The sequence below is a fragment of the Collinsella aerofaciens genome (assembly GCF_015561195.1).
In the GTDB taxonomy this organism is placed as follows: Bacteria; Actinomycetota; Coriobacteriia; order Coriobacteriales; family Coriobacteriaceae; genus Collinsella; species Collinsella aerofaciens_AC.
In genome coordinates, this window is record NZ_JADMSU010000001.1 from 103698 (window position 1) to 118010 (window position 14313).

Below are 14313 nucleotides of genomic sequence, written 5' to 3' on the forward strand. Positions count from 1 at the left end.
TTACTCCCCAAATCTATAGTCGTTGATGTCCAACGTGGAGCAGTTCTCGCTTATTGCTCGGACTGTTTGCACGGGAATTCCGTCTTCGACATAAGCGGAGACACTAAACGAAAGCTGTACGTCGGCACCGCCCAGCATGCTTAGTTGGCTCACCACTTCGTCCATGATGATCTGGATGTTGCGATTGACACGAGTGTTGTCGAGCTTTGCCGTCATATGGAAGGATGTCTTTTGCCTCGTGGGCTGCACCACCACTGGCGTCGTGTCGACAACCGTGGTCCTGCCAATTCCGTCCGTCACCGTCTCGCTCGTCGTAGGACCAAACGCAATTCCATGCCCGCCGCCATCGGAGCTCTGCGCAGCCTCCGCTGCCGCGGCACGAGCAGCGGCCTCCTCCTCTTCGATCTGCTTTGTTGCCACAGTCGGCTTTACCAGCAGGTCGCTCTCGTTAATAAATGTCTTCTGTTCACCAAACGTCAGCTCCATATAGCGATCGTCCGAGAAGCCAGCAGCAAGGCCAAAGTATTCCTTTGAGCCCAAGCCCCTTTGAATCGCGTCCTCGAGCACGCCATAGCACGACAGCCTGGGGAGATAGCAATAAGAGCACAGGAACTCCCACAGACGCTTAATCTGGATGTGGTCTGCGTCCTTCCAGAGCACTCGATCGAGCTCTATCTTAAGCAGAGCCGGTGCCCAGGTCTTGATGGCCGCCTCATCGGAAACAAGCTTGCGCGCCATCTTGGCAACGATATTTTCGCCGCCGCCCTCAACGTGTTCTGCTTCCCAAACGATATCCATCGAGCCGCTGAAAAGGTCAACACGCGGATAAATAAGCCAGCTATAGGCCTCCTGGATCTTTAGCTCGAGCGATTCGTCGGCACGTCTCACACTCTGGTCAGTCTCGCGCGTCTGTGCCACGTCAAGGTTCAGTGACTCGCGATCTTTCTTGATGGAATCCCAAGCAAGGTATTGTTTCGCCGCACTTAGGAGTTGTGCATAGTAAGATGCGTCCGCAGCGGCGAACACAACCATATTCTTGTATGTACGAGGGGACGTACCACGATTTGAGAGCATCTCCGAAGCCAGGGAGAGCGCCGCGGACTCAACTGCCTTTGAACGGTGATTTGCAGAAGGCGTCAGCACCACCAGACGCAGCGTCTGGTCATCCGGTACGTCAAGTGAGCTTGCAGGGCATACATGAATGCCCGAGAAAGGATCGATCTTGCGCAGCTTCTTTAGGCGGCTCTCGACTTCGTAGAGCGCGTCTGAGTCCTTGACCTGCTGGGCGCGGTCATCGGCAACTTTGCGCAACGTGGGACGAGTGTCATACCAAAAACGATTCCCGTTGACATCGCTATAGAGGAAAGACGAGGATGTCTGCAGCGTGCCCAGGGCATCGTTGAATACGGAGATGTTCTCGCCAGGCTGAACAGTGCCCAAGCGAATGTGCGCGCGCTCGATACCGCGGACGGATTGACCGCCCACGTCGGGAGCACTGCCAAGCATGATGGTACGTGCGACGCGACGCGAAGCCAATAGATTGCCGTAACGAGTATTGTTGCCGTCATTGCGATACGGAACGGACTGCTTGCCGTCAATCTCGGAATCAACAACTGCATTCCAGTTGTCATCAAGATAGCGCGTGAGCTCATCGCGCACGCCAGGCACATCGAGGGGGAACGACCCCGGCATAATCATGGGCGAAGGATCCTGATTCATCCACAGCTCGTGGATAACCGACGCCATTAAGCGCAACACGCCACGGGTACGCTGAAACTTTTCGAGCGTTGCCCAGTCCTCGTAGAGACGGTCGAACACTTCAGGGTGAATCGGGTAGCAGGAAACCATGCGGTCGCGGTATTCAAGCTCGCGCGACTCCACCGGGAAGTCCGTAGTATTTTCGTTGTACATCTTGCTAAATGTCGCGCACACTTCATCGCGAGCGGCATCATCCTTGCAATCAAGGAAAAGCCTGCGGCGCACAACCTCGAACCCTTCGTTTGCCGCCACGGGCTTCCAGATAGCCTCCATACGCCCAAAGGTATGCTCAATCTGCTCCAAAGCTCGCTGGCCCGCCTCGCCACCTATCTCGTTGTCAGATTCGGGAATAGAGGCCACGACCAGACTGCGCTTCGAAGCGCGTGCTGCTTCAGTGAGCTCCTGAATAAAGGTGATGAAGTTGTCGAAGCTGCCGGCGTTAAGTCCATCGACGCCATAAATCTTCTTGGCATAGGCAACGAGCTCGTCCATAAGGACAAGGCAGCAGCCGCAATCGTCGAATAATTCAGTCAGAGCAGCGGATCCCGGCGAGACGCCCTTCTTATCAGCATCTTTCACATAGTCATAGAGCTCGGGCCTGCCAGCGGATTCTGCAAGCTGGTATGCCATATGGCCCCAAAGCGTGTTGACCATGATGCCGGGCATGGTAGCCGGGCGCATGGCTTTTGCCGGATTGATAGAGGTGCCCACGAGCACAGCAACATGCACCTCAGGGACTTCGGCAACGCCCGCCTCCTCGAGCACGGAAGCGATATTAGCGATTTGCCCCAAACGCGAACGGCTGCGCATCATATGGTAAAGCGCGAGCATGCTGTGCGTTTTGCCGCCACCGAAGGCCGTCTTGAGCTGGATGACGGGCTCGCCGTCGAGGCCGCTCACGCGGCGCAGCGACTGCACGAGCAGGCCCTTCATGCCTTCAGTCACATACGTACGATTAAAGAACTCGACTGGGTCGCGGTACTCCAGCTCGCCCTTGCCGCGCGCCACCTGGGCAAGATCAGCCGCAAACTCAGCGTTTTTATAGCGCCCCTCAGCCACATCCATATGGGGCTCCATGACGTCGCGCCAGCTAGGCAGGCCACGCACAGCCTTGGTTTGCTCGAGTGATTTCCTACGAGACGCCGGGGCATTCACGCCAGCATCAACATTTGTTGTCACTGCCGTCGAGCCTTCGGCGCTGCCATAACGAACCTCGCGGAGCATCGCGTTGATCTGCGCTGCGGCATCTTGATCGATTTGCTCGGCCAAGCGGCTCATGGTATCGAGCGCACGCCATGCATCGCTGTCGGAGATGCCACCCATACCGCGATGCGCGACCTTGTTACGAACGCCCTTGAGCTCCATGACGTAGTTTTTGCAATCCTGAGGCAACCTAAGACGAAACACATCGCGCCAGTTGATGTCAATGAGCAGCAAGCACAAGGCAATATCGAGCGAGTCGGCAAGAGTGGCATAGTCACCCGATTCAGGCAGGTTGCGCTTTTGGTCGTCATAGAGCTTGTTGAGCACGCCGACTTGCCAAAAATTATTGCCATATGCCTGGATAAGCTCGCGCATCACATAAGGGTCGAGAGCCTTGAGCAAAAGGTCAAAACCCTTGTTGAGAAGCTCGCTGTTGTTGCTGTTGTTCTCCATGGTTTATCTCCTTGAGACTTAATCGAAGAGCGAGTCTTGCGTGGGACGCTCGATAGCAAGCTGCGCTGCCTTCGACTGAATCTCGGGCCATGCCGTTACGAGCGAGTTGTAAGCGAAGGCCTCCTGCTGCCAGTTGCGCTTGTCCGCAATGGTAAAGAGGCGATACGCAAGTGCCTTGGCACCATCCGCACGACCGCCGAGCGTCTGGCTAACGATCTTGGCACAAGCCGTAACACCGCCCTCCTCGAGCGCACGCGTCAGCTGCTGAGTCGTGAGCCAGGTAGGCGCTTTAAAGTCAATGCGCTCCGATACCTCACTGCGGTCGAGTAAGTGCACGTTGCCCTTAACGGAAGCAAGGAGCCCCTGTGCCGCCAGCCCTTCGATGGAAACGTTCTTAGCGCGAGCAAGCACGTCGGCTTCTCCGAACTTAATGGTGTCAAAGGCTTTCTGCGTATAAAGATCGATGCAGAAGCGGCTCTCGCGATCGAGCTCGCCATCCTGGTCACTGAAGTACGCATCGACCTCTTGGTTGATAAGTTGCAGCGCTGCACGCACCGTCATGGGGCTACCGTCGGCCTCGAGCACCTGGCTGTAGCGCGAATACACGCCAATAGCAGGTCCGATAGCCGACTGCGCAAGGTCAACAGGTGCGATATTCGAAGAACGAAGTTTATCGAGCGCAGACCCCAGCTCGCGCTTGAGCGACATCACAAAGTCGCGACGCGTACCCATGGGGGCATCTTCGGGGCGTTTGCGGCAGACGAGGACGATGGAAGACGCGAGAGCATTGGTGCCCGAGGCAATCATACGAGAGCCCATTTCGGTTCGCATGGGCCAGGTTCCAGTGATAGAGAACCCCGCGCGGATGATAGCAGAGAGCATTGTCTCCCAGCCCGTCGACGCAGTAGATTCGACATCATTAGTCGATTCGGTCTCGCTTTGTTTGAAGGCATAGTAGATAGTTACAGGGACGTCATCGCAAGCATATTTACAAATCTGTTTGAATGTACTGAACATGCCCTCTTCAAAGAAGTCACGCGCGCCGTCCTTGCCGCGACTTTCCCGATAAGGCGTGGCTACAAGCTCCTCGTGCTTGGGCACGAGCATGGTGCTAAAAAGTCTGGGGTAAGTGCGTCGCAACGATTGGCGCAGCCAGACATAAAAGAAATCCGATAGGTCTGCATAACCGATGTTGTCGTAGTACGGGGGATCGGTCGAGACAACAATGTTTCGCATGCCGTTATCGCTCTGGGCGTCAAATTGCCGAACGATACCTGGCTTGCCAACGATGCTCGGAAGCCCCTGAAAGGCCTCTGTCATCCGGATAAACAGGTTGTCGAAGCAGCCAGATGAGTTGCAGAACGGATTACTTTCTGCATAGTCCCATGTCATTGGAATGGCTTGACGCGAGAAAACATTCCTGAGCTGCGTGTTCCCGGCGTGCCAGCTGCAGATTGACGAATTGTGGTTTGCAAGCTGGTCAACAAGATTCGCCAAGTACACGCCAATGGCCTCGCCGTAGGCGCGAGCGCCGGTGCCGCCGTCCGCCAGGCCCACGCCGTCATCGGGCAGCCCGGCAGCGATGGCGTCCGACTCGGCCTTTTTCTGCGCCTCGCCGACGAGCTCCGAGAACGTCGTCAGCGCCGTCAGCTGTCGATTGGTAAAGAGCTGAGAAAAAGTTGCGAGACCATAGTTGGGAGTCTTGAAGTCCCTGGGGTTAGATGCGATATCCGCATCGGGATATTCGTCTGGCTTTGGGATGTCCGCTACGGATGCCTGTTCATCGTTTGGCGCGCAATAAACCCTCCCACGCTTACCCTCGGCAACAATCGCCATAAGTTTTTCGCCCATGCGGTGCGCGCGGCCTTCCGCCCTGACGTATTTAAAATCTATAGGTGTCCCGCAGTGCACGCAGGTCGCGCCGCGGCGGTTCACCGTGCCGTCCTGCGTCGCCTTGCCAGGCGCGACTTCGAAGCGCACCTCGCCGTCCTCGCAGACGGGCTCGACGTGCCACTCCTTGCCCTTCTTCTTGGAGAGATCGAACGAGCGCACGAGGATTGCCTCGTGTCCGCAGGCGGGGTTGGGGCACTTGACGGTGCGGGTCCACAGCCATGCGATGACGGTCGCCTCGCCGCCGCCCTGCTCGGCAGGCACCCACACTTTGGGGTACATATGCCCGATACGCTGGGCGGCCTCCTTCTTCATCCAGGTGCCATAGTACTTAACGTCGGTAGCCAGACCAGCATTGCCACTCCAGCCTCCATTGGTCAGCTTGCCACAAGCCTCGGGATTGACAGCAGGCTTGTCCGCGAACAGCGGCGGAATCTCGATCATGGCCTTGTTGATGGTCACCGCAACGGGGTTCAGGTCCTGCGCATAGGCCTCGAGGCCCAGGCGCTGCGCCTCCAGCGGTATGGCGCCGCCGCCCGCGAACGGGTCTAGTAACGGCGGCAACTCGTCGCCCATCGACTTCCTGATCTCCGCCTTCGCAGCGTCCAGGACGCGTTCGTCGTTCGAGTTCTCCCATATCACGAGCTCGCGCAGGATGTTGAACAAGCGCTCGCGCTCGGCAGCCTGCTCCTCCACGGTGGGGAACTCCTCGGGATGCGCCGACGGGTCGTCCACCAGCGACGACCAGATGACGGCGCGCGCCGCGGCCAGCGGGCGGCGGGCCCACCAGAGATGCAGCGTCGAGGGATGCCCATGGCGGATGGACTTCTCACGCGCGGACGCCGCATTGATATCATCGAGCGGCAGAGCCACCTCGATGAGCTTCTTCTTTACTGCCATGTCTGCTCCCTCTCTAGTATCACGTCGCCTGCTTCCTTGAGGCGCGCGATGTCGTAGTTCGTGCTTGCCGCGGCATAATCCGGCGGACTTGTAAATGGATGTGCGATGTAAGAAGTTCGGGTCGTGTTTCCCTCGACCTCGACCAGTGCGAGCACAAAGGCATCTGGCCTGTTGAGCGCACACATCACTTCGTTGTGCGAGACGGTGACCGTAGTGGCGCCCGCGGTGCGACTCTTGACCTCAATCATTCGCAGCGCCGGCCCCTTGGCACGAAGCTCATCGGGCACCGCAGATTCGATGTCGTAGCCGCAGTTATCTGCACTTCGATCCCGCGGCATAAATCCCAGCTCCCGCTCGATAGCCATGACGGCACGCATGCCGGCAAGCTCTACCTCGCGCCTGCCTGCCGCACTGGACTCGGTGGTAGCATGCGAGTCGTGGGGCAGCATGCCAACTGGAATCACAAGCGCGCCGCCCAGCACCCTCGGAGACGCGGGAGTGATGGTCTTTTCGCGCTGCAGCTCCGCCAAGCGCATTCGTCTACGGTCGCGCAAATCGTCGGCGCGACGACGAGCATTCAGAGAGCTCAGGCGTGTCTTCTTGCCTTGCTTTTCTTTCTCCTCCAGCTCCCACGCGCGACCATCCCAATAATTGGCCTCGTCGGTAAGACGCGCGTCAACGGCTCGCTCAATCTTCTCGATCTGCGGAATACGACGACCGCGCACCTCTTTGAGGCTCACAGGGAGGATCTCGCGAATGGCGAAATCCATGGCAAGCGCGTCAATGTCGCCGGTAAGCCACTCCTGCTCAGAAGCGATAGCGTGTGCGGCAGACGCATCGGACGGACGAGGACCGCGATAGTCCAAATAGGGCGCATAGCCCGCATCACGAGCTTCGCCCGCAGCGTCAACCTCAACGAACCTAAACTCTTTGGATACCGTACGCTTGGTGCCGTCGGCCAGCGTCGTGTCGTCCTGGACGGAGTTCTCGATATAGAGCAAGAGTCTCGGCTTGTCTCCAAAATCTCTATCGTCCACGAGCACACAGCCCCGCTTGAGCGCCGAGCCCATTTGGCCAATCAGTACCTTCACCGTTGCATCCAAAAGCGGTTCACCGGGGCATACCAACTCCGCGGGAACGAGTCCAGGACCCTCTTTAGATTCTTTGTCAAAGCAAATACGCTCATAGGAGGCAAGCACGTGGCCGCATTCGCCGCCCATGCTCATCGAGCGAACCGAGAACGGCACTTCGAGCACCTCGAACCTTCCAGACTCGCGAGATGCCACGCGTCCTCCCAAACGCTTCATTGCCGCCATGAAAAATGCCTGGATAAAGTGCGGCTCGAGCTTGCGCGCCTCCATGCGTTCCATGTCCTCGCGAATAGCGCTTACGCTGCGAGCGTCCATGACGTCATCGGTAAGCGCATATTCCTTGAGGAGCATTTTGATGGCACTCGTATCGAGCGACGCATCGACTACCTGGTTGAGCCGCGCCCGCACCTCGGGGTCATCGCCATAGCGAATCGCATCGAGGAGCAAGTCACGGAGTGTCTTGCCTTCAAAGGTGACCCTGCCCAAGATGTCGAAAACCTTGCCGCCCAGCGCGGCACGTTCCACCTCGAGTTTGTTGAACAGGCGCTGGAATACTTCTCCCTCGCGCGTCTGTGTGGAGACAAGGTTCCACAGATGGCATACTTCGGTTTGACCGATGCGGTGAATACGACCGAAGCGCTGCTCGAGTCGATTGGGATTCCACGGCAGGTCGTAGTTGATCATAAGGTGCGCGCGTTGTAGGTTAATGCCCTCGCCGGCGGCATCCGTAGCAACTAGGATGCGCGAGTTCGCATCCTGCTTGAACATTTCCTCGGCACGATGGCGCTCGTCGCGCGTCATACCGCCCTTAATAGTGAGCACGGCAGAACGGTCACCCAGGAGGGAGCCAATCTTCTCTGCGAGGTAGTTCAGCGTGTCTTTGTGCTCCGTAAAGATAATGAGTTTCTCACGTCGACCGTCCATGCCAAACATATTGGAATCGTCTTGAAGCAGTCGCGAAAGCTCCTCCCACTTACGGTCCTCGCCACTAATGCGAACATCGTTTGCCTTGCGCTCGAGCGTACGTAAAATCGCGATCTCGGCATCGAGCTCAGCCGCAGTCGCCGCCGCAGAAGCGGTGTCTACGACGTCATCTTCCATTTGTTCGTACTCTTCGGAGTCGTAATCGTCCTCGTCAAAATCTCTGGAATCGATGCCCCATTTATCTGCATAGGCGACCTTGCCGCTCGCAACGCTTTTTGCCTCGGCGAGCTTGGACTCAAGCCGTATGCGACGACGCCGAAGCGACTGGAAGATGGCCTCGGGACTCGACGCAAGACGACGCTGCAAGATAGTCAAAGCAAAGCCGACGCTGTTCTTATGCTTGCCACCCAAGCGCTCCGCACGGTTAAACTCCTCGGTGACGTAATGAGTCACCGAGTCATAGAGCTCCCGCTCGGCAGGAGATAGGTCGTATTCGACTGTGTAGGCGCAGCGTTCGGGGAATAGCGGGCGCCCATCGAACTTGAGCAGCTCCTCTTTCACGAGGCGACGCATCACATCGGAAACATCGCAGTCAAGCGAAGGTGCGGGCGGAAGGCTCTGAGCCTGACCGGCAGTGGAGCGCGCCGCAGGATTCTTAACGCGGTTGCCTCCCGCAAACCGGTCCTTGTCCACAAGCGCCATAAAGTAGCGGAAGTCAGCCGGCTTACCGTTGTGAGGCGTAGCCGTAAGAAGCAACAAGTTTTCGGTTGTGTCACCCAAGAGCTGACCGAGCTTATAGCGTTTGGTCGGCTTGAACTCGCCGCCAAAGTTTGTCGCGCTCATCTTGTGGGCCTCGTCGCATACAACGAGATCCCACGCGGTCGCACTGAGTTTCTTTTGAATCTCGTCGTTGCGAGCAAGCTTATCTAGGCGGCCGATACAAAAATTGACCTCATCGAAGGGATTCCCGGTAGCAGAAGACTCCAGAACATCATTTGTTAGCAAGCGGAATTTGAGCCCAAACTTTTGCCATAGCTCATCTTGCCACTGTTCCACAAGATTACCGGGAGCCACGATAAGGCAACGCCTAAGATCGCCGCGAGCAATCATTTCTTTTATTAGGAGGCCCGTCATGATGGTCTTGCCTGCACCGGGATCGTCCGCCAGCACATAACGCAGCGGCAAGCGCGGCAGCATTTCCTTGTAGACGGCCGAAATCTGGTGCGGCAGCGGCTCGATAGACGACGTGCGAATAGCCAGATAGGGGTCGAACAGATGAGCCAAACCTATGCGATATGCCTCGGACACGAGTCGCAGGTCATCGGGGTCGGCATCGAACGCCCAGGCGCTGGACTTTTCGATGGTGTAATTATCCTCGTCCGTATCGAAGAGAGGTCGGTCACCCAGTGCGCCCTGGTCCGTCTTGTAGATTACGTTTAAGACGGAATCGCCATGCCATTCGACAGCCTTGATAGTCACGGGCGAATCCCCCGCGATACCGCGAACGCGCGTACCGGGCGTTATCTCTGCTAGCTTTGCCATCACGCGCCCCGCTTTACGAGAAGCGGAAACGCGCGTAGCAAGATGACGTTAGGATTGTCTATCGAAGGAAGATACTCGCCAACGAGCACCCCCCCCCCGAAGAGTTTTCGCCTGAATGATCACGAAAAGTCTCCTGGGTTTATTGATACCGGGGTGAAAGACGATTCACCCTTGCTACAGCTTTATCTATTGTCTTTCAATCAGCTTGCTATGTCATGAGGTTTTCTGCAAAAGGAATCGTTTTTACCTCGCGCGGTTTGTTGTCCAACAATGCTGCGAACGGCGTGAATGCCTTGTAATCGCTTGGCGTTGCCGTCGCCATTGTTTTGACGACGAGGCGAAGCTGATCGCGATAGGTCACTGCAGAAGTCATTTACCGACATCGGGAACTGCCAGGCAGTAATTCGCTGCACCAACATGGGCGGAGGGCATCCGCCTACCTCCCCTCCGCCTTCAGCTTTAGCAGCAGGTCGCCCAGCTCGGGGCACTTGCTGGAGAGGCGCGTCTGGGCTCGCTCGCCCATCCCCCACCGCTGGCGGATCTCCTGGGCGCGCGGACTCACGTGATAGTCCCCATCCATCGCCTGCTTGAGCAGCTTGGCGGTCACGCGCGCATCGGCAAGGGCGCTGTGGGCGTGGCCCGTCGACTCGTCGAACTCGATGCCAAACCACGTTGCCGCGTCGCCCAACGAGACGCGCCCGTGGCTGCCCACGTCCATAATCGAAGTGTAAAACGCCTGCAGGTCGGCCCAGTCCGTCGGAAATGCGGCAAGGTCGATGTGTTTTGCCTGGCACTCGGTCAAAAGCTGTCGACGATCCGTCCCGCTCCAGCAAACTATCTGGGCGGAGTAGCGACCAATCCAATCGCTGAGCCTTTTGATCACCACATAGAGCGGATCGGCCGTCGCGGTGTCCACGGCCGATATCCCCGTAAGCTCGCGGACGGGAAACGCAACGCCTTCGGTAAAATTCGTCTGTACAAACTGCGAGAACTCGCCCATAACGTTGCCGTGGTAATCGAGCTTGACGGCGCCGACCTCGATAATCTCGTTGCGCAGTCCACGGCGCTGGCGCTGCTTTGGCACCGGCGCAAACTCAAAGTCCAGCACGATCTGGCGCGCAAAGTTCGTCGTATCGATAGCCGAGATACACGGCGTCTTTTCAGCTGACACGGTTAGGGCCTTTCTCCGTTGCTTGCCGCTTGCTACACAGGCGGCTACATTGCCGTAAGGATAGGCGCCCGTGCGGACATGAAAGCGGGACGCAATGCCATGCGCCAGGCACTCGCCACACAGACGGCCCCAAGGGAGTCGCCCGCTCTATTCAAATGCATGAAAAAGATTTAGGCCCGGTGACTTGAATCAGCGGTCATCCCGGGCCCATCAGAGCTCACAGAGCTCTTGGTTGCTTTGGTCTTGCTCTTCACGGCGCTTATCGAACTTTCCGAGGCACTCAAGCAGCATTCGAAGCATAACAAGTCGCTGCCATTAAGGCACTGACCTCTTGACCAAGCAACGGCGCTGCCCAGCTCTTCACTACTTGGGCTGCCGTCCATTTTATTCTAGCCACGGACACTGGGTTTAACAAATGGATTTTCGGTAACGAGGCCTCGGCAACCGCCGCTGCGCCCTCACATCTCGGCAAACGAGATCAGTCTGACGTCTCCCCTACTTTCCGCGGCATCCCGACATCCCTGCGTAAAGCCGCTTTTTGAGAAAAGTGCATAGCTTTTTCGTTGCCGTCTAAAGAGCTCACTTCGATGCACGAGCTTTTGCAGCACGTCTTCGCCCGCCGGTTCATTGCGCCATTTGCACTCCACAAACAGCGCAGCGCCCTCGCCATCGTCAACAATCAAGTCGATTTCTTCCTGCGTATGCGTGCGATTATCCGTCCCCCACCAGCGCCCGACGCTCGCCGGGACCACATCGAGCTGGCCCGCGCGCGCGAGTTCGTACACGTATTGCCTGCATATAAGCTCAAAGACCGTGCCCATGTAATCCGATATGTGCGGCTCAATGCGCTTATACGCCATCTCGGCCATATCGTTTTGAATCAGCCCGATGTTCTGCGGCACAAACTTGTACCAGAACCTAAACATCTGGTCGCTCAGCAGATACACGGCCCGCTTATTGCTCGTCTCGTTTAGGGGCAGCTCGCGCTCGACAATCCCAAGCGACGTCAGCTTATCCACATAGCTCTTTACGTTGCTCGCAGGAATTCCCGTAGAGCTCGCAATCTCCGAGATTTTCGAGCGTCCCTGGGCAATTGCCTGGACGATCGCATCATATTGCTCGGGATTGCGGCACTCTTGCAACAGCAGGTTACTCGGCTCCTCAAAGAGATAGCCCGTAGGAGTAAGAAAAAGACGTTTGATGTTGTCCTTGAGCGGTGCGGCAGGATCGACTTTCTCGATATATGCAGGAATGCCGCCCGTCATGCCATAGCAAACCGCTGCGTCTTCGCGACCCATGCTCTGCCACAGGCCGAGGGTCGTCGTAAAATCGAGCGGCATGATCTTAAACTGGGCCGTACGCCTACCGTATAGTGGGCTCTCGTAGCCCAGCACCCGCTCCTCCATAAACGAAAGAGACGAGCCGCATAGAATCAGCATGAGCTTGGTCTCTTTGTACAGGTGATCAATCTTGTCTTGCAGCAACGAGCTGATCTCGGGATTCGATTGGGCGAGATAGGGATACTCGTCAATCACGACAACCAGACGTTCCGTGCGAGCCATGGTGGCCAATGCATCGAACGCCTCGTCAAAACTACGAAACGACACGCCTGCAGCACCAACCGAACCCGCAAGTATCGCCTGGCTAAAGCCGTGCAGATTTGCCTCTGCATTGGTACGACGAGCTTGAAAGTAAATAGCCTTCTTGCCTTGGATGAACTCTGTAATAAGGCGCGTTTTACCCACGCGACGGCGGCCGTAAATCACAGGCATCTCAAAGGAGTCCGAGCCATACAGTCGATTGAGCTCGGACATTTCCACTGTTCTTCCGATAAACATAGGCCGTCCTTCCTTTACGTTATAGCTAGCTATATTATACCTTCCTATAATATAGTTAGCTATAACGTAATTCGACAAACGGCGCACGCAAAAGGGGCAGTACACCACCGCACGTGGACCGCTCCGGAAAATGCATCCCGTTCTGGAGCCAAAAACTGAGCCGTAGTTTCCGCCAAGCATGTCATCCGGAAAGCGCGTCTCGTTCTGAGCCTGAATTCTGGGATGAACTTTCCACTGAAGCATCTACTGGAAAATGCATCCCGTTCCGAGGCTTAATTCTGGGATGCACTTTCCGCGGAGAGACTACCGTTTTTCGAAAAAGTACACGTCCCTAAACTTACCAGGTCTTCATAACTTGTTGCCGTTCACGGGAGCCGATTACCGCCCACCGATTCGGCTTCAAAAAATGACGTCAAAACCAGGCCATCTATCTGCATGGTTAGATTTTGGTCAGCTTTTGGTCAGCTGAGCGGCAAGTTCCAGCTGATACGTTTTTGCTACCCAAAAGGAGGCGGTAGCTCATGACCCATTGCAATGACCAGCTCATCGACCAGCTGTTGAACCAAGCCGAACAAGAGGGGCGCTGTCTGATTCCCCCGAGCGCGGCGATCCGAAAAGCGCTCCTTCGGCGCATCGGCAGCATGGTCATCTCCCCCATGCCGGGATTGTTCGCGCGCAAAATGCGCTGGGATGAGCTCAACCGAGCGCAGCGTCATTGCGAGATTATTCGCGCCCTTGCGATCATCCACCCCGATTGGACGTTCTGCTCGTTTTCGGCCGCCTGCCTGCTGGGGCTCGAGGTCTCGTGGCGACACCTGAATGTCGTGCATGTCTGCAGCTCGACAAAGCCGTCGGCTCGTCCGGGCGCGCATATTCAGCGGCATCAGATCGAGCCGGCCGGAGCAATCCGTCTATCCGGCATATCGGTAACGCCACCCATCCAAACTGTCACAGATTGCCTGCTGCAAACTGGTTTTACCAATGGCATGCCCATTGCCGATTCGGCGATCTCAAAGCTCGGCCTTGTGCGGGAACAGCTGATGGGAGCAGTCGAAAAACGAGTGGGCGCCCGCAACGGTCGCGCGGTGCGCACGGCCCTCACTACGCTCCAATATGCTGACGCGCGCGCCGAGAGCGGCGGAGAATCGGTCGCTCGAGCCGTCATGATCGAGACCGGTTTTGCACCCGACCAACTTCAATACGAGCTGACGGACCCCTTCGATTCGTCTGAGAGCATGCGAACGGACTTTGCCTGGGAGCGTCAAGCCAAGGAGCTCACGCTGGGTGAGCTCGACGGGCTTGTCAAATATACCGACCAGACCATGCTGGCCGGACGCACCACCGCCGAGGCGCTCGTTGCCGAACGTCAGCGCGAGGCGCACCTATCGCTCTACGGTCACCCTCTGCTGCGCTTTACCATGAACGAGGTGCGCTCGGCAGGAGTGCTCGCGAAAAAGCTGCAGACAGCAGGCGTCAGGCAAACCGCGCTGCCAACATGGCTCAACGAGGTGGACCTGTAGGGCTGTTGAGCGACAAGTCGTCC

General features: G+C 57.1%; 7 protein-coding genes. 1 reads left to right on the forward strand and 6 read right to left on the reverse strand.

Features of this window, described 5'->3' with window-relative positions:
* From I2H81_RS00475 to I2H81_RS00500, 6 genes are all read right to left on the reverse strand, one after another.
* Nucleotides 1-3414: a DUF499 domain-containing protein gene (locus I2H81_RS00475; protein ID WP_195644120.1), complete on the reverse strand. Its 3414-nt coding sequence runs from the start codon at nt 3412-3414 to the stop codon at nt 1-3.
* Nucleotides 3415-3432: 18 nt separating this feature from the next.
* Entirely contained in the window at nt 3433-6204 is a 2772-nt protein-coding gene (locus I2H81_RS00480; protein ID WP_195644122.1) for a DUF1156 domain-containing protein, read from the reverse strand.
* Nucleotides 6195-9761 carry a helicase-related protein gene (locus I2H81_RS00485; protein WP_195644124.1) on the reverse strand — a complete coding sequence of 1189 codons (3567 nt, stop codon included), beginning with the start codon at nt 9759-9761 and terminating at the stop codon, nt 6195-6197. Before I2H81_RS00485 ends, I2H81_RS00480 begins: the two co-directional genes overlap by 10 nt.
* Nucleotides 9762-9969: 208 nt before the next feature.
* Nucleotides 9970-10134: a hypothetical protein gene (locus tag I2H81_RS00490; protein ID WP_195644126.1), complete on the reverse strand. Its 165-nt coding sequence runs from the start codon at nt 10132-10134 to the stop codon at nt 9970-9972.
* A gap of 63 nt (nt 10135-10197) precedes the next feature.
* Nucleotides 10198-10932, reverse strand: coding sequence for a 3'-5' exonuclease (locus I2H81_RS00495; RefSeq protein WP_195644127.1), 735 nt, complete (start codon nt 10930-10932; stop codon nt 10198-10200).
* A 458-nt stretch (nt 10933-11390) separates the two neighbouring features.
* Complete coding sequence (locus I2H81_RS00500) at nt 11391-12770, reverse strand: ATP-binding protein (RefSeq protein WP_195644129.1); 1380 nt, start codon at nt 12768-12770, stop codon at nt 11391-11393.
* A 521-nt stretch (nt 12771-13291) separates the two neighbouring features.
* Between I2H81_RS00500 and I2H81_RS00505 the strand changes: the two genes are divergently transcribed.
* Complete coding sequence (locus I2H81_RS00505) at nt 13292-14290, forward strand: hypothetical protein (protein WP_195644132.1); 999 nt, start codon at nt 13292-13294, stop codon at nt 14288-14290.
* The last annotated feature ends 23 nt before the right edge of the window (nt 14291-14313 follow it).